Raw genomic sequence first — 21,751 nt, 5'->3', positions numbered from 1 at the left:
GTGCGTCACGCATTCACCGACAACTCTTTAAGGACTCTCAGGACATTTCGGACCGCATCTCAGATTTCTTTTTCCGATGTGATCAAGTCGACGTCCAACCGTGATTGGTGCAGGTGACGGCAGTCACCCGAGCCTGGCAGGATCTGTCGCAGTGGGTGGTGGCCCCTCGAGCGCCTTTGCCGCGGTGTTATGGGGCCGTTACTATCGGCCGCGACGGGGATCGTCCCGGGCGGAGAGCCGCCACCACCCCGCACCACCCATGTGAACGAGCCCGCTCGGGTCACGATCGTAAGGATTGACAACTGATGCTGACTCGCGCCCGTAAGCGCCTGGTGGCGGGAATGGTGGCCTTGGCCGCCGTTGCCGGTGTCACCACGGTTGCCGCGCCAGCCGCCCATGCTGCCAACGGCTGCGGAGTGGAGAACGTCTACTCCGCCGCCATGCACCGTTCCGTGCCCGTGTGCATCGTCGACGGAGGAGGCGGAGGCCCCAAGCCGACCCTTTATCTGCTCGATGGCCTGCGTGCGCCCAACAACAACAGTGGCTGGCTGATCAACACCGATGTGGCCCGCTGGATGGGCGGCAAGGGCACCAATGTCGTGATTCCGTTCGGCGGAGGCGGCAGCTTCTACACCGACTGGGAGCGCCCCGACCCGAAGCTGGGCATCAACAAGTGGGAAACCTTCCTGACCCGCGAGCTGCCCGCCTACATGGCGAAGCAGCACAACAGCGACAACAAGCGCAACGGCATCGCCGGCTTGTCGATGTCGGGCACCTCGGCGCTCAACCTCGCTTCTCGCCACCCCAATTTCTACAAGGCCGTCGCGTCCTACAGCGGCTACCCAACGGTGACCATGCCCGGCTTCACCCAGGGCATCCAGGCGTCGGTCTCGACCATGGGCGGCGACCCCAACAACATGTGGGGCTTCTACCCGGCCGGTGAGTGGTTCCAGAACGACCCGTTCCTCTCTGCGGGGAACCTGTCGGGCCATCGCGTCTTCATCTCGGCAGGCACCGGCATGGGCAGTCGCTACGACTCATCGATCACCCCGGGCAGCCCGAACTTCAACGCGGTGCACTTCGCGCAGATGGTTCCGCTCGAGGTCGCCGCGTCGACCAGCAGCCAGATCTACATCGCACGGCTGCGCACCCTCCCGATCCAGCTCACCACGCGGATCACCCCCGATGGCGATCACTGGTGGGACTACTGGCAGGCCGACTTCAAGCAGTCGTGGGGCAGCACCTTCGCCCCGGCGTTCTTCTGATCCGCTGATCGGAGTCAGAGCGCCTGCGAGCGCCTGAACGACCACGAACGAGGGCCGGTGATCATTGATCACCGGCCCTCGTTGTTTCGTTGCGACGGGTGTGGGGAGACCTATATGGGTCGGCAAACCGGGTCCGTGCGCGTACTCGGCTGCTCCGAAGTGGGGGCGGGGTGCGCGGCCCGTGTCGGGGAGAGCATGTGTGCCGCCTGCCGTGCGGCGACGGACGTCGAGATCAGCACGCCGGCGACCGCGCCGCCCAGGGCGCAACCCAGTGCACCGAAACGCCACATATGCTCACCCACTCACCTCGGCGGACGTTCAGTCAGCCACGGTATAAGCCGACTTACACGATTGCGAGGTGAGAGCCGCGGTCGTGGGGGACCCGACAGTCGGCCTGGGTGGTGTGCTGGGCCTCGCTCTGTCGGGTCTCGATCAACTGCCCGCGATGACCTACCGCCCGCGATGAGCTACCGCCCCGCGATGACCGACCCGCCCGCGATCGGCTACTCCGTGGGCGGCCGCCGGAAGACCGACGTCTCACCGTCGTCGGGGTCGCCTTTCTCGTGGGCGCCGCCGTCATGGGCGACGTCCTCGGAACCCGTTGGCGCCGAAGGTGAATCGTCGATCGATCGGAAGTCCCGATCGCCGTCGATCTTCGGTGCCGGTCCCTCGACGCGGGGGATGCGCTGGGTGGGACGATCCCACAGATAGGCGCTGTCGTCGTCCTCGGGATTGGGGGACTGCGGGGCGCTGTGCCGAGAGCGCTGGGAGGCGATGACCGCCGTCGGTGCCGCCGCAGCGGCACCGCTCGGCTCGACGACCGTCGGCTCCTCCGAGCCGGGTTCGTCCCATCCGGGTTCGTCCCATCCGGGTTCGTCACCGTCGGGCACCTCGCCGCGGCGTTCGGCGTCCCGCAGAGCCTCGCCGTCCAGGTCGTCGTCGGGATCGGTCGGGCGGTTGCGGCGGGCGCGCAGCAGCAACAGCAGCCACGCGAGCAGCAGGAGCACACCGACGATGCCGAGGATCAGCGGCAACCAGAGATTGCCGAGCTTCAGCAATCCCATGTAGTGCTTGGCTTTCGACGCCTGCTCGGAGACGGTGCCGTCGGTCCAGGCGAAAGTGCCCTTCAGTGCGTCGAGTTGATAGTTGCGCACCGCGGCCGGGGTGGAGTCGTCGTCCTTGTACGGCGACCGGAAGTACTGATGCTGGTCCTCACGGCCGTCGACGATGGTGCCGGTCTCCGGTTCGACCCACAGATCACGCGTCGCCGTCGCGTAGCGGTGCATGTTGACCTGGTCGTTGGGTCGAACACCGGCACCGGTGATGCCCCACCACTTGGCCGGCATCGTCAGCATGGTGCCGAGCGCGGCCTCGTTCTGCGGGTTGGGCAGGGTCGACAGATCGGTCTCGGGGACCTGGGTCCGGAAGTGGTAGGTCTTGACGCCGTCGATGGTCTGCTCGCCGACGAACTTGGCGTCGGTGTCCTGGCGGGTGTTGAGGTCGTAGACGAGGTACGAACGCTTCTTGGTGTCGAACGGGAACTTGTACTGGAAGCCCTTGCGGTTGGTGAGCTGGACCGACACGTCCTTGGCGTCGACACCCTTGGGGGCGGCCTCGACCTGCAGGGAGCTGACGGTGCCATTCGGCACCGACGTCTTGCGGCTCACCGAGACCCGATCGATGCTCGCGGTCAGCAGACCGTCGTTGCATTGCAGGTCCCCGTTGGCGTTGGGAGCCGGCGGCTGCGCCTCGTCGCCGCCCGCGGTGCGCGTGCGGTCGACCTGCACGGTCTGTGCGGACTGGACGGTGGCCTGCCGACGATCCGACGGGTCGACGATCACCGACCGGCGTTGCTGGGTCAGGTGCGCCTGCAGGGTCTCGGCCTTGGCCTGACCGATCGAGCAGCGATCGAAAATGACCGCCGGGAAGCGTTCACCGGGAGAACCGTCGGCGGGCACGGTGGTCGCATTGGACGTGATGTCGAGATCGAGTGGAACCACCCGGAGCTGCGGGACCAGGGCCAGCGGAATGGCGATCGCGGCGGTGATGCAGGCCACGCCGAAGAACGCCAGCAGCGCCGGCAACACTCGTTTCATCAATCGTCTCCCTCAGGTTGGCGACGTCGAGCCATCGTCGGGCGCTCGCGACTGCGTTCCACCCTAATGGCGGGTGCCCGCGGCACGGTCCAACGCCTCGCCCATCGGCTCAGCGGCCCGCCGATCCCGCCGATCGACGATCACGCTCGGCCTCTTTCATGATCCCGGCCATGTATCCGTAGATCTCGCGGTCGCTCATCGCCTTCCACCGCGGGGCCAGCAACTTCATGTACTTCTCGACGTAGAGGAGTTGCTTGCCCACCAGCACGAGCTCGCGTGGCAGCCGGGCGTCGTGGGCGCGTGCGACGGCGGCGAGCTGACGGCCCAGATCGGTGTAGCTCATCGAGCCGAGGTCGGTGCTCGACAACGGCTTGGCGACCTTCTCTATGTCGGCACCGCCCGCGGTGGTCGAGCCCGGATTGCGTACCGCGCCGAGCAGGAAGATCGCGCGTCCGGCGGATTCGTAGTCGTTGCGCACGATCAGATCCACGACGAGCTGACGCAGGATGCGCCGGGTGCGCGGGGTGAACCGTCCGACGATGCCGAAGTCGAGCAGCACGAGCCGGCCCGCGTCGTCGACGAGCACATTGCCCGCATGCAGGTCGCCGTGGAACAGGCCACCGTGGAACGCCGACTCCAGAAGGGACAAAAGGAGATTGCGGCACAGCGCAACACCGTCGTGCCCGGCGGCGCGGACTGCCGCGGCATCGTCGATGCGGGTGGCGTAGATGCGTTCCATCGTCATCACGCGGGCGGTGGTGAACTCGTCGTAGACGGCGGGCACGCGCACCCGGTCGCCGAACGGGCCCGGGCGCAGGCATTCGTACCACTCGCGCATCGTCGACGCCTCGTTGCGGAAATCCAATTCGGCGTCGAGGCCGGTCGCGAAGTCCTCGACGACGTGCCGGGCGCTGAGCATGCGACCGTACTCCGACAGTTCGGCCAGCGCCGCGAACCGATCGAGGATGGCGACGTCGGGTGCCAGCCGCTCACCGATGCCCGGCCGTTGGATCTTGACGACCACCTCGGTGCCGTCGGCCAGCGTCGCCGTGTGGACCTGGGCGATCGACGCCGACGCGATCGGCTCGGTGTCGAAGGTCGCGAACACGTCCTCCGGCGGCCGGCCGAACTCCTCGATGAACAGTGCACGGATGTCGGCATCGTCGGCCGGGGAGACCCGGTCGAGCAGCGACTCGAACTCCGACGCCAGGGTCTCGGTGAAGACTCCCGGGCTCGATGCGATCAGCTGACCGAGCTTCACGTAGGTGGGTCCGAGATGCTCGAAGGTGGTGCGGACCTCGTGGGCTGCGCGTCGGGCCGTGCGCTGTGCGGTCGGCGGGCGCAGCCGCAGCGCGTCGGTGGCGGTGCCGAGCGCAAACCGGGCCACACCGGCCGTGGCGTGCACGGCCGTCGAGCCGAATCGGTAGGCCTCCGACAGCGGCGACACCGGTCGCAACTGCGTGCGCACCGATCCCTGCTCATGCGGATCGAGAAGACCGGAGGATTCCGTGCGGGGGGAGTTGACTAGGGGTTTGTTCATGATCGTCACCGCCGGCCAGTGTACCGAGCGTCACCTCGTCCACCCGGCTCGTGGGCGTCCGGGTGCTACTCGTGGGTGGGTTCTCCGGTGACGCGATGATCGGCGTGATTGATTGCCTCGGCGACGAGACGGCTCACGTGACCGTCGCGGATGCGATAGATCACCCGGCGGCCGTCCCGGCGGGTGTCGACGAGCCCGGTGAAACGCAGTTTGGCCAGGTGCTGACTGACCGCGGTACGTGACGCGCCGACCGCTGTGGTGAGCGCGGAGACATCGGCCTCACCCTCGGTGAGCAGCCACAACAGGTGCAGGCGTGTGGGGTCGGCGAGCATCGAGAAGGTCGACGCCGCGGTGCCGAGGAGCTCGGGGTCGGCGTGTACACGATGGTGCAGACTCGGCGTCGGCGAGTCGTCCTCGACCTTCATCTGACCTGGTCCACCTGACCTCACTTGCGGTGCGGCGGCTCGGGCGCGCCGTGAGGTCATCGTAGGGGAGAGATCGCGAGCCGCGCGGGCGACGACGCGGACTCGTCGACGGTGTCGGCCCGGCCGGTCCACGTCGCGAATCCGGTGGCCACCGCGGCCAGCGCGGCCAATACGCCGACCGTTCCGGCCGAACCGACGAGTGCCGGACCCCAGCCGGCGATCGAGTAGGTCAGCAGGAACCCCGCGTGCGACAACGAAAACTGCGCGGCGAAGACGTCGTCGCACACCGCCGTCGGGGTGCGGTCGCGGATCAGCCGGGGCACGGTGGTGTTGACCAGTGAGGTGGCTGCACCGAGCACCACCCAGGTCAGTAACAGGGCCGCGGTACCGGGCTGTGCGGCCAGCCACCAGGCGGCGCCGGCCAACCCGACGGCACACGTACCCGCGCCGGCGAGCAAGACCATCGCCACCCCCACGCGTCGGGACAGCACGGGTACGAGCAGTGTCGCGACGAGCGATCCGCCGCCGAAGACCGCCAGCGCGACGGCGACGGTCGAGTCGCTGGCGTGCAGATCGGCGCGGACGTAGACCACCGTGCCGACGAATACCACCGCGGTCGCCGCCGCGACGGCGAGGTTGGCCCACAGGATCCGACGGAACACGCGGTGGCCGAACATGATTCGCACACCCGAGCCGAGCCTGTCGACAAAGGTGGTCATCGTCGGAGAGGTGAGGTGGGTGCGGTGTAGGCCGGAGGAACGCACGAGCAGCGCCGAGCACACGAAACCGACTGCGGTGCAGGCGAAAAGCGTCGAGTAGGACCACACGGTCAACAATGCGGCCGCGAGTAGCGGGCTCAGCAGCGCCTCGAGATCGTAGGCGGCGCGCGACGCCGAGACCGCGGCGGTGTAGTCGATCTCGTCGGCAACGACGTGGGCCAGCGTCGCGGAGAACGTCGGCGTGAACGTCGCCGACGCCGTCTGCAGGGCGAAGATGAGCAGATAGATCTGCCACGTGTGCTCCACCCACGGCAGACACGCTGCCATGGCCGTGCGGGTCAGATCCGCGCCGATGAGCACCCGGGCCGGGGAGAACCGTGCGAGTAGCGCGCGCATGACCGGCGCCATCACCACATACGCCACCATCTTGACCGCCAGCGCCGCGCCGAGGACCTGTGCCGCGTCATCACCGGCCAGGCGGTAGGCGAGTAGTCCCAGCGCGACCGTCATCAGTCCGGTTCCGGCCAGCGACACGATCTGCGCCAGATACAGCCGCCCGAACGTCGCGTTGGTGAGCAGGGTCCGCACCGAATGAACTGTACCCACATGTGCGCATCTGCGCACCTAAAAGATATGTCGTACACACGCGATGGCGTAGAGTCCGCCGGGAGAGGTTTTCGACTGGGAATCGAAAACGTGCACCGCTGGTTGTTCGACACAGATTCCCGTCGCCGCAGCCGCTGTAACGGGAGCAAGGAAAGAGGTGGACCATGGCCATGTCGCGATCCGCCGACCTCGTCGTGGTCGGCGCGGGAGTGGCGGGTATCGCCGCGGCACTCACCGCACGGGCTGCCGGACTACGCGTCGTGTTGGTGCACAAGGGCCCGCGATGGCAGACCGACCGGACCGAACAGGCCACCGCCACCTTCTACGCGCAGGGTGGTGTCGCGGTGGTCATGCCCGACAACCCCGCCGACTCCGTCGATTCCCATCTCGCCGACACCCTGGCTGCCGGCGCAGGCCTCAGCGACCCCGCCGCGAGCCGCCCCATCCTCGACGCAGGCTGGGCGGCGGTCTCCGAATTGATCTCGTGGGGAACGCAATTCGACCGCGATCCCACCGGTGCGCTGGCCCGCACCCGAGAGGGCGGCCACCGGGTACGGCGCATCCTGCACGCCGGTGGCGACGCGACCGGCGCGGCCGTGCAACGCGCATTGTGGGCGGCGCTGGGCGAGGCGCAGGCCGCCGGCGGCATCGAATGCCTCGACGAATCGGTGGTGACGCGGGTGCTCACCGACATCGTCGGCCGTGTCGTCGGCGTCTCCTACGTCCGCGGCGGTGCCAACGGTGGGGTCGGCGAACCCGGCGTCGTGTCGGCGCCGACGGTCCTGCTGGCCACCGGCGGTGCGGGGCATCTGTATGCGGCCACGACCAATCCGTCCGGGGCCACCGCCGACGGAATCGCCCTGGCGCTTCGTGCCGGGGCCTGCGTCGCCGACCTCGAGTTCATCCAGTTCCATCCGACGATGCTGTACACCCCGGGAGAGCGCGGGCGCCGAACCCTGGTGACCGAGGCGATCCGCGGTGAGGGCGGACGGCTCGTCGACGCCGACGGAGCGTCGGTGACCGCGGGCGTGCATCCGCTCGGCGATCTCGCTCCCCGCGACGTCGTCGCCAACGCCGCGATGGCGGCCCTCGCCCGCACCGGCCATCCGTGCGTCTACCTCGACATTTCGGGTATCGATCGCTTCGCGGACCGATTCCCGACGGTCACCGCCGGCGTGCGGGCGGCCGGGCTGTCCCTCGACTCCGGCCTGATCCCGGTGGTACCCGGGGCGCACTACCAGTGCGGCGGCGTGGTCACCGACACCTTCGCCCGCACCGGTGTGCCCGGTCTGCTCGCTGCCGGCGAGGTGGCCCGCACCGGTCTGCACGGCGCGAACCGACTCGCCTCCAACAGCCTGCTCGAGGGCGTGGTCATGGGTATCCGCGCGGCCGGCGTCGCGGTGACCGACCGCGACGCGATCCGGGGCGCCGCCGTCGACGGGGTGCACGGTGACGAGGTGCGCGGTCACGAGGACCTACCCGCACTCGACCGCACGACCCTCCAGGATGCGATGAGCCGCCACGTCGCGCTGTGCCGCGACGCCTCGGGGCTCGCCGAGGTCGCAACGCTGCTGGAGTCGGCGCCGATGCGCCGGATCGCCGGGGTCGCCGACGCCGAGGACGCGTCGCTGACCCTGGCTGCCGGTGTGGTCGTGGCCGCGGCGGCCGCGCGCCGTGAATCACGGGGCTGCCACGTGCGTTCGGACTTCCCGCGGTCCGACGTCGACGCGAGGTCGAGGTATTTCGGTCTGGCACGAGGTGTGATTGCCGAGGTCGCCGACGCCGCGCCGGTGAGCGTCCCGGGGTAGCCCCGACGGGTCTTCCTTCGTACACTGACCGGCGGGGGTCGCGTTTTCTTACCGCACATGGTGACGAGCAGGCTGTCGGTGCGGCAACGTCCGCCCTCGGTGGACGACGCGTGGACCCACCGGGCACAGCGCGGTCGGACCGCGCGAATGGGAGGTTCGATGGACAGCGAGGGTTGCTGGTCGACGGTGGTCAGTACGGCTGCCGAACGCCGCGCGCTGGGACTCCCGGAGTCGGCCGGGTGGATGCTCGAATGTCGCCTGCCGATCGGTCACCGCGGCAATCACGCCACCGACGGCAGCACGTCGCCGCGCAATGATCGGCGATTCTGGCTGGAGTGGAACGACTTCGACCCGCACGCGCAGTCGCTGATCGAACGCAATCCGTGCCCGGTGCGCTCGCTGGAGAACGCCCCGTGCCTGTACTTCCACGGCCACCCCGGGCCGCACCTCTACGTCCGATCCAATGGTCACGCACCGACCGCGATGTCGGGGATGGCCGCGGGCGGTCACGGCCATGCCGGGCTGCACTCCTCGGCGCCCGGGCCCGAGTATTCGACGCAGGGCACGGCACCGGGTCCGAGCGGATCCCACGGGCCGTCCACCGGTGACCTGCCGGTCGCAGGGGCCGGTGCACGCGGGTCGCATCGGATGCCGGAGCCGCCCCGCCCCGAACCCTCCCGTCCCGAACCCTCCCGTCCCGAACCCTTCAGGCCGGAACCTTCCAGGTCCGAGCCGCCGATGGTCGGGGAGTCGGACTATCGGGGCGGCCGTCGGTCCACCGACTCGGCGCCCCCGCACGATCAGACCCCCTACCACGGCCGACGCCACAGCTTCGACGTCCCCGCCTCGCGTCCGGAGCCCACCTTCGCGCCGGACGAGCCGTACGTGGCTACCGCTCCGACGCCTGCCCCCTCGGAGTTCGCGGCGCAGCAACAATCTGCCCCGGCGCACGATCCGCAGCCGACGTTGGGCCTGACCGAGGTCGGCGACGCTCTTGATGACGTCGCGACAGCTCTGTCGCGACTGGCCGCCGCGCTGCGGCGCGACTGACCGCCGACAGCGCCCTTCTCTCCGCCAACGGCGCCCTCTCCACTGCGTCGACGGCGCTCATCTCTTCGTGACCCTCCTCTCCCGCATACCCTAGGGGGGTAGCGTGTGCCGCCCCGGGGGCGTATACCTGTAGGGGGTATCAGGACACGGTGCCCGAGGAGGACATCATGGATCACGCCGAACACGGCTACATCAGCAACAAGGATGACTATCTGCGTCGCCTTCGGCGGATCGAGGGACAGGCCCGCGGTCTGCAGCGGATGGTCGAAGAAGAGAAGTACTGCATCGACATCCTGACCCAGGTCTCGGCGATGACCAAGGCCTTGCAGGCGGTCAGTCTCGGCCTGCTCGAGGAGCACATGAATCACTGTGTGGTCCGGGCGGCCCAGGAAGGCGACGCCGAGGGCAAAGCCAAGGTCGACGAGGCAGTGCAGGCGATTGCCCGCCTGGTCAAGTCCTGAAACCCACTGTTCAACAAGCATTTACACCTTGAAGGAGCGTGCTCATGGCGAGCGAGACCTACACCGTCACCGGCATGACCTGCGGCCACTGCGCCGCGTCGGTCCGCGAGGAGATCGAGGAGATCCCCGGTGTGCAGAACGTGGACGTGACCGTCGATTCGGGACGGGTGGAGGTGACGAGCGAGACACCCCTCGACCGCGAGGCGGTCGCCCGCGCCGTCACCGAAGCCGGCTACCAATTGGTGTGACCCGCAGATGATCCCGAACACCGTCGCGTCGAACACCGTCGTGCGGGTCGCCGCCTTCCTGGTGGCGCTCGCGGCGGTGTTCGCCATCGCGTTCGCCGTCGGGCATGCGGTCGCGCCCGACGCGGGAGTACCGGTGCCCGAACATCATTCGACCACCACCGATCTCCATGGGGGTCACCGATGACCGCACCCACCACCGAACGCATCGACCTCGACATCGAGGGGATGACCTGCGCGTCGTGCGCCAACCGCATCGAGCGCAAGCTCAACAAACTCGACGGCGTGCACGCCACCGTCAACTTCGCGACCGAACGCGCCCAGATCGACCATCCCTCCGAGGTGGATACCGCCGCACTCATCGCGGCCATCCGATCCGCGGGATATGACGCCGCGCCCGTCGATGACCGCCCGTCGGGGGCCGACGACGCCGACCCCGACGCCGACCCGGACCTCGACGCACTGCGTACCCGAGTGCTGATCAGCGCCGCGTTGACGATTCCGGTCGTCGTGCTCGCGATGGTCCCGGCGTGGCAGTTCACCTACTGGCAGTGGCTGTCGTTGACGCTCGCCGCACCCGTGGTGGTGTGGGGCGCGTGGCCGTTCCACCGCGCCGCCTGGGTGAACCTGCGTCACGGCGCCACCACCATGGACACCCTGGTGTCGATGGGGACGCTGGCCGCCTTCGGGTGGTCGCTCTACGCGCTGTTCCTCGGCACCGCAGGCGAACCCGGCATGACCCATGGCTTCGACCTGATCCCACAACGCGGCGACGGCGGCGCCAACATCTACCTCGAGGCCGCCGCGGGTGTCACGACCTTCCTGCTCCTCGGCAGATATCTGGAGAAGCGCGCGACGCGCACCGCCGGTGACGCACTGCGCGCCCTGATGCGCCTGGGCGCCAAGGATGTTGCCGTCGTGCGCGACGGCGTCGAACAGCGGATTCCGATCGCAGAGCTGGCGGTTGGCGACGAATTCGTCGTGCGACCCGGCGAGAAGATCGCCACCGACGGCGTCGTCGGCGGCGGCGCCTCGGCGGTCGACGCGTCGATGGTGACCGGCGAGTCGATGCCGACCGAGGTCGGCCCCGGCGACTCGGTGGTCGGCGCGACGATCAACACCAGCGGCCGGCTGCTGGTGCGGGCGACCCACGTCGGCGCCGACACCGCCCTGGCGCAGATGACCCGGATGGTCGCCGACGCCCAGGCCGGCAAGGCCGGGGCGCAGCGCCTCGCCGACCGGATCTCCGCCTGGTTCGTGCCCGTGGTGATCGCGATTGCCGTTGCTGCACTGGGATTCTGGCTGGGTGCCGCGGTCGCGTCGGATTCGCCGGTGGGCTTCGCGTTCACCGCGGCGGTCTCCGTGCTGATCATCGCGTGCCCGTGTGCGCTGGGGTTGGCGACGCCGACCGCGCTGATGGTGGGCACCGGTCGTGGTGCGCAATTGGGAATTCTGTTGACCGGCCCCGAGGTTCTCGAACAGACCCGCCGGATCGACACCGTGCTGCTCGACAAGACCGGCACCGTCACCACCGGCGTCATGCAGGTCGAGAAGGTCCAGCCCGCCGACGGAGTCGATGGCGATCGCATCCTGGCGGCTGCGGCAGCCGTCGAGTCGGCATCCGAACACCCCCTCGCCAAGGCCATTGTCGCTGCCGCCCAGCATCTCCCGGTAGGCGACGTCACCGACTTCACCAGCACCGAAGGGGTCGGTGTCAGCGGGATCGTGGGCGGCGAGAAGGTTCGCGTCGGTAGCCCCCGGGATCTCGGTGAGCGGTTACCCGAGCCGCTGCGGCAGGCACTCGACGCCGCCCACGAACGGGGAGCGACCGCGGTGATCGTCGGCATCGAGGGCGACAACTCGACCGAGTACGGGGTGATCGTCGTCGCCGACACGGTGAAAGAATCATCGCGAGAAGCGATCTCGGAACTCAAACGCATGGGCCTGACGCCGGTTCTGCTGACCGGCGACAACGCGGGAGCGGCGCGTTTCGTGGCCGGCGCGGTCGGCATCGACCAGGTGATCGCCGAGGTGCGGCCCGAGGAGAAGGTGAACGCGGTCAAGGACTTCCAGCGTCAGGGTAAGACGGTGGCGATGGTCGGTGACGGCATCAACGACGCCGCCGCGCTCGCCCAGGCCGATCTCGGTGTGTCGATGGGTACCGGAACCGACGTCGCGATCGCCGCCGCCGACCTCACCATCGTCGACGGTGACCTGCGCAAGGTGGTCGACGCCATCGCGCTCTCGCGGCGCACGCTGCGCACCATCCGGGGAAACCTGTTCTGGGCCTTCGGATACAACGTCGCCGCGTTGCCGATCGCGGCGGCCGGACTGCTGAACCCGATGATCGCCGGAGCAGCGATGGCCTTCTCGTCGGTCTTCGTGGTCGCCAACAGCCTGCGACTGCGGGGTTTTCGGCCGCACACGCGCTGACTGAACGGGCCGAAATCCGGTGGATACCCGGCGAATCCGACAAACGGGAGTTCGGCATCGGCAACGGTGTCCCCGGAGTAGCGTGCGGGCGTGTCCACCCCTGCCGAAACCTATTCGATCGCCGCGCGGATGGATCGGTTGCCGATCACACCGCTGCACCGTCGCGCGACCGTCGTCATCGGTTTCGGACTGTTCTTCGACATCTACGAGGTGTTCCTCGCCGGCACGCTGAGTTCGGTGTTGAAGAAGCAGTTCAGCCTCGGCGGCAACGCGCTGACGCTCCTGCTCGCGTCGGCCTTCCTCGGTATGTTCGTCGGCGCGATCACGCTGGGCCGCTTGGCCGACCGCCTCGGCCGGCGCCGCGCCTTTCTCCTCAGCATGAGTACGTACTCCGTGTTCACCCTGCTCGCGGCGTTCAGCCCGAACGCGACGATGCTGGTGATCTGTCGCTTCCTCTCGGGGATCGGCATCGGTGCCGAACCCCCGGTCAGCGACACCTATCTCGGCGACATGCTGCCACCCACCGAACGTGGCAGGTACACGGCGTGGGCATACACCTTGTCCTTCGTCGGTGTTCCGCTGGTCGGCTTCCTCGGTCATTACCTCGTACCGTTGCAGCCGCTCGGACTGGAGGGCTGGCGCTGGCTGTTCATCATCGGTGCGCTGGGGGCGGTGCTCATCTTCGTTCTGCGTCGCGGGCTCCCGGAGTCGCCACGGTGGTTGTCCTCGGTCGGGCGCGACACCGAGGCCGACGAGATCGTCACGGGATTCGAGACCGAGGCGCGGGAGCGGGGACTGCCGCTGCCGGATCCGTCGCCGTCGACGCCGTCGACCCAGCACGGCGGTGCGCTGCGGGAATTGTTCGACGGTGCGGTCCGGCCCCGCACCCTGATGATGGCGGTATTCCAGTTCTTCCAGACCTGGGGCTACTACGGATTCGGCACCCTGGCCCCGATCGTGTTGGCCGCCAAGGGGTACGACATCGTCGACAGTCTGGGCTTCCTGGCGGTGACCTACATCGGATACCCGATCGGCTCGTTGGTGTCACTGCCGCTGATCGAACGCTTCGAACGCAAGTACCTCATCGTGGGCTCGGCCATCACGATGGCGGTTTTCGGCGTCCTGTTCGGCATTTCGGGGACGACGGCGATGATCATCGTGTTCGGCTTCCTCTACACCGCCGCGAGCAACGTCTTCTCGAACTCGTATCACGTCTACCAGGCCGAGATCTTCCCCACACGACTTCGGGGTACCGCAACGAGTTGGACGTATTCACTGTCCCGACTGTCCAGCGGATTGATGCCGTTCATCCTGGTGCCGCTGTTCCATCACAGCGGCGCGGGGTGGTTGTTCACCGTGGTCGCCGCGGCGATGGCGATCGTTGCAGCCACCATCTATGTGTTCGGGCCGCTGACCACCGGCCGGACACTCACCGACGTCAACATCGTTGGTGGTCAAGGACACTGAAAACACTCTGAGGGTGGCAGGCGCCCGGACACGGGCTCACCGCAATCCGCTCGCCAGGACTGGCCAGGCGCGCGCCAGCGCGTCGTTCCAGTAGGCGAACGAATGTGTGCCCGTCGGCGGAAAATACGTCGTGACACCGATTCCCAGGGCGGCCAGGCTGGCGACGAACCGGTGGCTGCACTCGTCGACGGCCGCTTCGATGGGTCCACCGACGAGGATCATCTGGATGTGCTGGGCGTCGGAGAGGTTGTCGTGCTGGCCGGGTACACCGGGACCCGAGGACACGAAGACGGCCTTGCCGCGCAGACGTTCTGCGTTGATCTGCGCGTCGTGTGCAACCCAGTCGGGACTGCCGGGTGGCCCCCACATATTGGTGGTGTCGGCGGCGCCGCGCCCTTCGACGGTGGCGCGCACGTACGCCGACCCGAGCAACCCACTCGTGTTGGGACAACCGCTCATCGACGCCACCGCCGAGTACAGGTCGCCGGCGCGTTCGGCCAGCGACAGAGCCGCGCTCCCCGACATCGACAGTCCGGCAATGCCGTTGCGGCCGGTGCTCGACAGAATCCCGTCCAGCGTAGCGGGCAGCTCGCGGGTCAGAAAGGTCTCCCAGCGATTGCGGCCGAGAGTGGGATCGTCGCGCTGCCAGTCGGTGTAGTAGCTGAACGCACCGGCCATCGGGATGATTACATCGACAGGCTTGTCGGCGAAGAACGCGGGAGCGTTGCCCTGCTCCACCCAGTTCGCAGAGTCCTCACCACCGCCTGCCCCGTTGAGGAGATACAGGCGCGGAACCGGCCGCCGGTCCGCGGCACGCAGCACCCGTACGGGGATGGATCGGTCCATCGACGGTGAGAACACGCTCAGCAGAAGCTGGTGGGAGCCGATCGCCTCCGACGACACGATCCGGCCCGGCGCGGCAGACGCGGGGCCGACCGACCATGCGGCAGTGGTGACGACGGCGATCAGCGTCACCACCAGAATCGGAACCACTCTCGTCCAACGCATGCGACAACCTCGGGTAGGCCCGCCGGGTGACCTCGGGGTGGCGAGCGGACGTGGAGAAGTCCATCACCGCGCACCGTCGAGGACATGCGTAGTGCACTACTCGATTCGGCGCCCCGCGGCATGCCGGCCGGCCCGCCGGCCGAAGTAGGAGCCCTCACCCAACTGGGTGCCGCTGGCGTAACCCTTGCTGTCCTGCGCGATGTTGGCCGCGCACGCCCCGGCCGCATAGAGGCCCGCGATGGGGGAGCCGTCGGCGTCGAGGACCTCACCGTCGACCGACGTGGCCATCCCGCCCATGGTGAAGCCCGCGTACATCGCCTTGCCCAGACTCATGTCGAACACCGCCCACGGCCCGTGATCCTGTGGCGCAAGGAATTCCGCGGACTTGTGGAAATCGGGGTCCTCACCCTGGGCCGCGTGGGTGTTGTAGCGGTCCAGGGTCTTCTGCAGGTTCCCCGACGGAATGCCCAGGGCCTGTTCCATTTCCGCGACCGTCTCGTACCCGTCGATCAGGGGCACCAACGGCATCCGCGGACGCTTCATGTGCGCTTCGTCGACGACGAGGTACGCCGTCGAATCCGGTTGTTCGAGAACGAAAGCCGAGGTTCGGGAGTGATAGGAATCCTCGGCGACGAATCGGTCGCCGTTCTTGTTCACCGCGATCCCGGTCAGCAGGATCGACGGCGGATACACCGGCGCGGTGCAGAACGCCTGATCCATGTGCTTGAGCACGGCCCCCGCCGACACCCCCATTCGCAGGCCGAGCCCGTCGTCGTAGGTGTTGCCCAACACGAACGGCTTCTCGGTCAGCCACGGCACGTGCTCGGCGACCATCGCCGGGTTCATCACGAAGCCACCCGCGGCGATGATCACCCCACGGGCGCCGATCACTCCGTGCTCGCCGGAGATCGAGCGCCATGCCACGCCGGCCACCGAGCCCTCGTCGTCGACGACGAGATTGCGTGCACCGGTCTCGTACCGGACCTCGACGCCGAGTTCGGCGAGCCGCTTCACCAGTAGTTCGACGACCATTGCCGCACCACCGGTGTCACCCGGGACGGGCACCTTGTGGCCGCGCGGTGCGGGCTTGGCCATGTCCTTGAACGGCCAGACCTTCTCGTTGCCGGTGTACATCAGCCCCTGCGTCTCGGGCTGGACCACCGCCTTCTCCGGGTAGTAGCTGCGTTCGAAGGCGAAGCCGAGATTCTCCAGCCACTCGAAGTGATCGACGCTGTCGACGCAGTAGGCGTGGATCTTGTCCGGCTCTGGATCGCGCGAGACCGCGGTGATGTAGCGCTCCATCTCCTCCGCGGAGTCCTCGAAGCCGGTCGCCTGCTGGACCGCAGTGCCGCCACCGAGGTAGAAGTGGCCGCCGGCCAGCGCCGTCGTCCCGCCGGCCTGGGCTGCGCGTTCGAGAACGAGCACGCGTGCGCCTGCGGTGGCCGCCTCCACCGCGGCACATCCGCCCGCGATGCCGAGGCCGACGACCACCACGTCGACCTCGTCGCTGAATTCGTCGACCGATCCCAGTGCGACGGTGTCGGGGATCGCTGTGTCCGCTGCCATGGGCATCAGCCTAACCCACGAAATAGAACACGTTCTAGTATTGCCGGGTCGTTCTGGTGCGGCCGGGTCCGGCATCCGACCGACCCGCGCCACCTGTGCGACGACACATCGGCCCCTCGCGGCGTATCAATGGGTGTGGCCTCCGGACTCGACCCTGATCCCGACACCGTGCGGCACGCACCCGGGCGGCGCGTGCCGGTACCGGTGAACGCGCTCACCGGCATCATCGCCGTCGCCGCCGCCCTCGGAGTCGGCGAACTCGTCGCCGCGTTCATTTCCCCGGAATCCTCGCCGTACTTCGCCGTCGGATCGAGCGTCGTCGACCACTCGCCGCTGTGGATGCGGGAGTGGGCGATCAGCACCTTCGGCACCTCCGACAAGCTCGCGCTGTTCGTGGTGATGGGCGTGGTCATCGCGATCCTCGCCGGGGCGTGCGGGGTGGCCGAACGCCGCCGACCACCGATCGGGTCGATCGTCATCGTGGTGTTCGCGATCGTCGGGGTCGTCGCGTCCCTCGGGCGCCCCGGGGCGTCGGCGACATACATGCTGCCGTCGTTGTTCGCAGGGGCGGCCGGGGTGATCGCCTTGCGAGTACTCGTCGGCATTCTCGACGCCGACGCGGAAACGACCCGGGCCCGGACAGCCCCGTCCGAGCACCCCGACCACGGCACCGGAGTGCTGCATGCGCCCGCTTCACGCCGCTTCGTCCTCACCGCCGCCGGGATCGCCGCGGCCGCCGTCGCCGTCGGCGCGCTCGGACGGACGCTGCTCGCCGGTGCCGCCAAGACCATCGCCGACCGCAACGCGCTGCGGCTGCCCGCCCCGGCCTCCCCCGCACCGCCGGTACCGGCGTCGGCCGACATCGGGGTACCGGGCGCGGCCCCGTTCGTCACGGGCAACGCCGACTTCTACCGGATCGACACCGCCCTGCAGGTCCCGCAGTTGACCACCGGCGACTGGCAATTGCGGGTGCACGGCATGGTCGACAACGAGTTCACCCTCTCCTGGGACGACCTGCTGGCGATGCCGATGACCGAACGGCTGGTCACCCTGACGTGTGTGTCCAACGAGGTCGGCGGCGACCTGATCGGCAACGCCCGCTGGCTCGGGGTCCGGATGAAAGACCTCCTCGACCGCGCAGGCGTGCGCCCCGGCGCGAACATGCTGTACTCCACCAGCTCCGACGGATGGACCTGCGGCACACCGGTATCGGCGATCACCGACAACCGGGACGCATTGCTGGCGATCGGGATGAACGGCCAGCCGCTACCGGTCGAGCACGGCTACCCGGTGCGGCAGGTGATCCCGGGTCTCTACGGATACGTCTCGGCCACCAAGTGGGTCGTCGACTGGGAGCTCACCACCTTCGACAAGGCGCAGGCGTACTGGACCTCGCGCGGGTGGTCACAGCTGGGACCGATCAAGATCTCCTCTCGTATCGACCGGCCGTCGAGCTCGGATCTGCCTGCCGGACAAGTGGTCCTGGCCGGTACCTCCTGGCATCAACACACCGGGATCGCCGGCGTCGAGGTCCGCATCGACGACGGCCCGTGGGAGCAGGCGACGTTGGCCACCGACTACAGCGACGACACCTGGCGGCCATGGAAGTACGTGTGGCAGGCCGGTGCCGGTCAGCACACCGTCACGTGTCGGGCGATCGGCAAGGACGGACAGGTGCAGGCCTCGGCGACCGCCGACCCGGTGCCCGACGGCGCGACCGGCCTGGATTCGCGGACCTACTCCATTTCCTGAGGAGCACACCGGGGCCGCGAAAGTGCACAAACGCGGCCATCGCGGCGCCCTCCCGTTACACTCACCTCTCGACGCGGGCGGGGCGCTGTCGCGAGCCGATGAGCTGTCGGTTCGCCGGGTTCGACGACGGATCTCTCAGGGAGACACATGCGTATGCGGCGCTCGATGCTGACGGTCGCGGTGGCGTTGGCCACCGCGATCATGTTCGTACAACCGGGCTTTCAGCCGGGTGTGGCGCACGCGCTGCAGATCGGGCCGATCGTCTTCCCCGACATCAACCCGCCGGCGACGATCGATCAGGCCAAGCCGACCATCATCGAGACACCGCCGTGGGCGCCGCACCTCGACAACGGGGACGTGGTCGTCCTGATCCCCGGCACCACCGACTACGACGGCAGCGACCAGACCGCCCGGACCCTCGGTATCGGTCTGTTCGGCGGCGTCACCACCGACGCCGACGGCAAGACGATCGTCGACCCGCACGCCGCGCCGTCGATCGACATCGTCTCCTACCCGGCCGCGTTCGGCATCGACCCGTTCGGCTTCCCGATCTATCTCGCCGGCTCGGACACCTTCACCCACTCGGTGGAGGTCGGGTCGATCAACGGGGTGCGTGATGCCGAAACCGGACACCTCCAGAAACCGGCGGGCACCGTCGTCATCAACGGCTACTCGCAGAGCGCGCCGATCGCCATGAATGTCGCATACCTGTTGCACCAGAAGAACCTTCAGGGCGCCGGTGACATCTCCGACGACCAGCTCGCCGTCATCGTCGGCGCCGACTCACGCTTCCCGCACACCGGGGTCGAGAACGTCGTACCGAGCTTTCTGCCCGGCATGTACACCAACGGCGACCGCAACCCCGCCGACACCGGCGACATCGCGGTCTACTCCTACTGCGTGCGCGGCGATGCCACCTGCGGCGTCGGCAACCCGCTGATCAATCCCGTCTCGACGTTCTTCTACCTGCTCCCCGGGTTCTACGTGCATGCCTTCCTCACCTACCGGATCAACGAGTACTCCATTGCCAAGGAATGGACGAGCGAGAGCGGCAACACCACCTACATCGTCTACGACGGCGGCAATCCCTGGGGAATGATGTTGCGCGACCTCGGAATTCCGGTCCCCAAGGAAGTCGACGACGTCCTGAGCACCCTCGTGCCGGTGCCCATGCCCGGTCACCGGTCGACCCTCGCCGACCTGCGCATCCCGATGCCCGACACACTCCGACAACAGTTGAGCGCTTACGAGGTACCGACGCCACGAGAACTGCAGGAACTCCTCTACGCGCGGCTCGGCCTCGACGTCCCCGTCCACGACCCCGACACCTGCGCCGCCACCCCGTCGGCGTGCCAAGCCGACTACAGCTCGGTGCTGCCCGCGCCGACGGCATCGAACAAGTCGGCATCGAGGGCGTCGGCGAGCACCACCGCGACCACCTCGGCGGTGCGGACCCAGGCAGCGTCGCCCCAAGCTGTGACCACCCCGGCCGAAACGACTGTCGCACAACCGTCCACCACCTCGGCGACCACTGCGCCGACCACCACTGCGCCGACCACTACTGCGCCGGCCACCACTGTGACGTCGACAGCGGAGACTCCGACGAAAACGACAAGTGTCACGGCAACGACGCCCCCGGCAGAGACGGCCCGGACCGTGGCACCCGAGACCCGGTCATCCCAGTCGAATTCCGACGACACGCCCATGGTGACCTCGGCCCGATAGCGCCGACCGGCAGACCCCGCTATCGTCCCCCGCGGGGGCCGAAGAGAGGTGGGTCGGGTGCGTCGGGTCTTCGTGGGTGTCACCGCGGTGTGTGCCGCGGCCGTGTGTGCAGTCATGACGATGGCCGCGGGAATCGTCCCGGCGAGCGCTGCGACCGATGACGGCTTACCGACGATCCGCCGGCAGCCGAGTTGGCTGCCACCTGATCTCGGCCGTGACTCGACGGTCGTCCTGGCGCCCGGTACCACCGATTTCGACCCGATCCGCGCTCACGACATCGTCGGAGGTTCCGCACCGGCCGGTGCCGATCAGTACGGCCGCACCGTCGGGCTCGGCTTCTTCGACCCGTATCGGCCGAACGTGGAGATCGTCGACTACCCCGAGGCATTCGGCTTCACCGTCGCCGGCCGACCGGTGGGCATCGTCGGGCATGACGCGTACAACACCTCCGTCGACGAGGGCACCGCCACCGGCCTCGCCGATGCCCAGCGGGCGTGGATTGCCCAGGGTCGCAAGGGAACCATCGTCCTCGGCGGATACTCACAGGGCTCCGCGGTCGCGATGAACATCGCCTACCTGCTCCACCAGCAGTACGCCGACGGGATTCCCGGCGCGATCCCCGACAGCAACGTCGTCGTCGTGACCGGTGCCGACACCCGATTCCCCGACACCGGCGCCGAGAACGTCTTCCCGAGCGTGCTGCCCGGCGCCTACACCAACGGCCCGCGCGACCCGGCCGCCACCGGCACCACCCGCGTCATCTCCTACTGCATCAAGGGAGATCTGGTGTGCGACATGGCCAATCCGATTGCCGATCCGCTCGGCTGGGCGTTCTACCTCGCACCCGGCGCCACCATCCACGGCAAGTTCGGCGATCAGGTCAACAAGTTTCCCGTCGAGCGCACCTGGTCATCGGGCAACACCACCTACGTCGTCCTCGACGGCGGCAACCCCTGGGGCATGTGGCTGCGCAAGGAAGGCGTGCCACTCCCGGCGAACTTCGACGAGACAGTGGACCGCCTGATTCCGGTTCCCGAACCGGGACAGCCGTCCACCGACGCCGCGGGCAACCGCGTGCCGACCCCACGTGAGGTGCAGCAATCGTTGTTCGCGCGCCTGCGCTGGGACGTCCCGGTCACCGACCCCGACGCCCGGGCGGCCCAGCGGCGCGCACCCGGCCACGGCCGTGCAGCCGCGGATCGGCTCGACCCGCCCGGCCGCCCGGCCGCCCGGACGCAGCCGCCGCGGCTGCCGACGCCCGCCGAACTCGCGGCACTGCTCGCCTCGCTCGGCCATCCCGCTCGCTGACCGTTTCACGGACGCCGACGACCGGTATGCGCCGAGTCAAGCAAAAGTGAGCAATTCAACGCCCACGATCAGCGTCACCTGAGGTCATGCTATGTTCGTCGCACGTTTTTCTCAGGTGGCGACGCAATCCGTTGCCCCACCCCGACCGCATCGCTGCGGCACGGCCGATCAGCGCACCGACCGGGCCGATCGTTCGTCGTCGTCGTCGATGCACACCTGACAAGTCGCAACGTGATGAGTCGCTGACAACCGACGACAACGAAAGACAACGAATAGC

The 21,751-nt window shown here is 68.3% G+C and carries 17 protein-coding genes; 11 read left to right on the top strand and 6 right to left on the bottom strand.

What is annotated here, in order from left to right:
* Nucleotides 1-305: 305 nt before the first annotated feature.
* Nucleotides 306-1,265 (top strand): alpha/beta hydrolase family protein, encoded by a 960-nt coding sequence (locus P3L18_RS14875; protein ID WP_006369317.1) that lies wholly within the window; start codon nt 306-308, stop codon nt 1,263-1,265.
* A gap of 503 nt (nt 1,266-1,768) precedes the next feature.
* Here P3L18_RS14875 and P3L18_RS14870 read toward each other — a convergent pair.
* The 4 genes from P3L18_RS14870 to P3L18_RS14855 all read right to left on the bottom strand — a co-directional run bounded on the left by P3L18_RS14870 (nt 1,769) and on the right by P3L18_RS14855 (nt 6,633).
* Nucleotides 1,769-3,361, bottom strand: coding sequence for a DUF3068 domain-containing protein (locus P3L18_RS14870; RefSeq protein ID WP_043456162.1), 1,593 nt, complete (start codon nt 3,359-3,361; stop codon nt 1,769-1,771).
* Nucleotides 3,362-3,470: 109 nt separating this feature from the next.
* Complete coding sequence (locus tag P3L18_RS14865; RefSeq protein ID WP_276114478.1) at nt 3,471-4,910, bottom strand: AarF/UbiB family protein; 1,440 nt, start codon at nt 4,908-4,910, stop codon at nt 3,471-3,473.
* 56 nt (nt 4,911-4,966) lie between these two features.
* Nucleotides 4,967-5,326: a metalloregulator ArsR/SmtB family transcription factor gene (locus P3L18_RS14860; RefSeq protein WP_020172626.1), complete on the bottom strand. Its 360-nt coding sequence runs from the start codon at nt 5,324-5,326 to the stop codon at nt 4,967-4,969.
* A gap of 56 nt (nt 5,327-5,382) precedes the next feature.
* Nucleotides 5,383-6,633 (bottom strand): MFS transporter, encoded by a 1,251-nt coding sequence (locus tag P3L18_RS14855; protein ID WP_276114477.1) that lies wholly within the window; start codon nt 6,631-6,633, stop codon nt 5,383-5,385.
* A 182-nt stretch (nt 6,634-6,815) separates the two neighbouring features.
* On the opposite strand from P3L18_RS14855, the gene nadB reads away from it, so the two are divergent.
* The 7 genes from nadB (at nt 6,816) to P3L18_RS14820 (ending at nt 14,115) form a co-directional block, all read left to right on the top strand.
* On the top strand, nt 6,816-8,459 hold the full coding sequence (nadB, locus tag P3L18_RS14850) for an L-aspartate oxidase (RefSeq protein WP_079931431.1): 1,644 nt from the start codon (nt 6,816-6,818) through the stop codon (nt 8,457-8,459).
* Nucleotides 8,460-8,618: 159 nt separating this feature from the next.
* Nucleotides 8,619-9,509 carry a hypothetical protein gene (locus P3L18_RS14845; protein ID WP_276114476.1) on the top strand — a complete coding sequence of 297 codons (891 nt, stop codon included), beginning with the start codon at nt 8,619-8,621 and terminating at the stop codon, nt 9,507-9,509.
* A gap of 167 nt (nt 9,510-9,676) precedes the next feature.
* Nucleotides 9,677-9,970, top strand: coding sequence for a metal-sensitive transcriptional regulator (locus P3L18_RS14840; RefSeq protein ID WP_026920394.1), 294 nt, complete (start codon nt 9,677-9,679; stop codon nt 9,968-9,970).
* A gap of 44 nt (nt 9,971-10,014) precedes the next feature.
* Nucleotides 10,015-10,218, top strand: a complete 204-nt coding sequence (locus P3L18_RS14835; RefSeq protein WP_006369325.1) for a heavy-metal-associated domain-containing protein — start codon at nt 10,015-10,017, stop codon at nt 10,216-10,218.
* Nucleotides 10,219-10,225: 7 nt separating this feature from the next.
* Nucleotides 10,226-10,402, top strand: coding sequence for a hypothetical protein (locus P3L18_RS14830; protein ID WP_006369326.1), 177 nt, complete (start codon nt 10,226-10,228; stop codon nt 10,400-10,402).
* The gene (locus P3L18_RS14825) at nt 10,399-12,648 is read left to right on the top strand and encodes a heavy metal translocating P-type ATPase (protein ID WP_276114475.1); all 2,250 of its coding nucleotides are present in this window, start codon (nt 10,399-10,401) and stop codon (nt 12,646-12,648) included. The genes P3L18_RS14830 and P3L18_RS14825 overlap by 4 nt, the downstream gene beginning before the upstream one ends.
* 90 nt (nt 12,649-12,738) lie before the next feature.
* A complete protein-coding gene (locus tag P3L18_RS14820) occupies nt 12,739-14,115 on the top strand; it encodes an MFS transporter (protein ID WP_079931428.1) in 1,377 nt (458 codons plus the stop codon).
* A gap of 36 nt (nt 14,116-14,151) precedes the next feature.
* Here P3L18_RS14820 and P3L18_RS14815 read toward each other — a convergent pair whose 3' ends face one another.
* Both P3L18_RS14815 and P3L18_RS14810 read right to left on the bottom strand, forming a co-directional pair.
* Entirely contained in the window at nt 14,152-15,123 is a 972-nt protein-coding gene (locus P3L18_RS14815; protein ID WP_276114474.1) for an alpha/beta hydrolase family protein, read from the bottom strand.
* 96 nt (nt 15,124-15,219) lie between these two features.
* Complete coding sequence (locus P3L18_RS14810; RefSeq protein ID WP_079931426.1) at nt 15,220-16,689, bottom strand: FAD-binding protein; 1,470 nt, start codon at nt 16,687-16,689, stop codon at nt 15,220-15,222.
* Between the two features lie 129 nt (nt 16,690-16,818).
* Between P3L18_RS14810 and P3L18_RS14805 the strand changes: the two genes are divergently transcribed.
* From P3L18_RS14805 to P3L18_RS14795, 3 genes are all read left to right on the top strand, one after another.
* Complete coding sequence (locus P3L18_RS14805) at nt 16,819-18,441, top strand: molybdopterin-dependent oxidoreductase (RefSeq protein ID WP_276114473.1); 1,623 nt, start codon at nt 16,819-16,821, stop codon at nt 18,439-18,441.
* 147 nt (nt 18,442-18,588) lie between these two features.
* Nucleotides 18,589-20,166 (top strand): PE-PPE domain-containing protein, encoded by a 1,578-nt coding sequence (locus tag P3L18_RS14800; protein WP_253194142.1) that lies wholly within the window; start codon nt 18,589-18,591, stop codon nt 20,164-20,166.
* A gap of 57 nt (nt 20,167-20,223) precedes the next feature.
* On the top strand, nt 20,224-21,474 hold the full coding sequence (locus P3L18_RS14795; RefSeq protein WP_276114472.1) for a PE-PPE domain-containing protein: 1,251 nt from the start codon (nt 20,224-20,226) through the stop codon (nt 21,472-21,474).
* Nucleotides 21,475-21,751 lie beyond the last annotated feature (277 nt).

The organism is Gordonia sp. N1V, from assembly GCF_029269935.1.
GTDB lineage: Bacteria > Actinomycetota > Actinomycetes > Mycobacteriales > Mycobacteriaceae > Gordonia > Gordonia polyisoprenivorans.
Note: the sequence above shows the minus strand (reverse complement) of the source record. Positions and strands in the feature narration are given on the sequence as shown.

Excerpts from the sequence above, each read along its gene's own strand:
- P3L18_RS14805 (WP_276114473.1), top strand. The coding sequence starts at position 16,819 with ATGGGTGTGGCCTCCGGACTCGACCCTGATCCCGACACCGTGCGGCAC.
- P3L18_RS14835 (WP_006369325.1), top strand. The coding sequence starts at position 10,015 with ATGGCGAGCGAGACCTACACCGTCACCGGCATGACCTGCGGCCACTGC.
- P3L18_RS14830 (WP_006369326.1), top strand. The coding sequence starts at position 10,226 with ATGATCCCGAACACCGTCGCGTCGAACACCGTCGTGCGGGTCGCCGCC.
- P3L18_RS14840 (WP_026920394.1), top strand. The coding sequence starts at position 9,677 with ATGGATCACGCCGAACACGGCTACATCAGCAACAAGGATGACTATCTG.
- P3L18_RS14825 (WP_276114475.1), top strand. The coding sequence starts at position 10,399 with ATGACCGCACCCACCACCGAACGCATCGACCTCGACATCGAGGGGATG.
- P3L18_RS14815 (WP_276114474.1), bottom strand. The coding sequence starts at position 15,123 with ATGCGTTGGACGAGAGTGGTTCCGATTCTGGTGGTGACGCTGATCGCC.
- P3L18_RS14800 (WP_253194142.1), top strand. The coding sequence starts at position 18,589 with ATGCGTATGCGGCGCTCGATGCTGACGGTCGCGGTGGCGTTGGCCACC.
- P3L18_RS14860 (WP_020172626.1), bottom strand. The coding sequence starts at position 5,326 with ATGAAGGTCGAGGACGACTCGCCGACGCCGAGTCTGCACCATCGTGTA.
- nadB (WP_079931431.1), top strand. The coding sequence starts at position 6,816 with ATGGCCATGTCGCGATCCGCCGACCTCGTCGTGGTCGGCGCGGGAGTG.
- P3L18_RS14875 (WP_006369317.1), top strand. The coding sequence starts at position 306 with ATGCTGACTCGCGCCCGTAAGCGCCTGGTGGCGGGAATGGTGGCCTTG.
- P3L18_RS14845 (WP_276114476.1), top strand. The coding sequence starts at position 8,619 with ATGGACAGCGAGGGTTGCTGGTCGACGGTGGTCAGTACGGCTGCCGAA.
- P3L18_RS14870 (WP_043456162.1), bottom strand. The coding sequence starts at position 3,361 with ATGAAACGAGTGTTGCCGGCGCTGCTGGCGTTCTTCGGCGTGGCCTGC.
- P3L18_RS14810 (WP_079931426.1), bottom strand. The coding sequence starts at position 16,689 with ATGGCAGCGGACACAGCGATCCCCGACACCGTCGCACTGGGATCGGTC.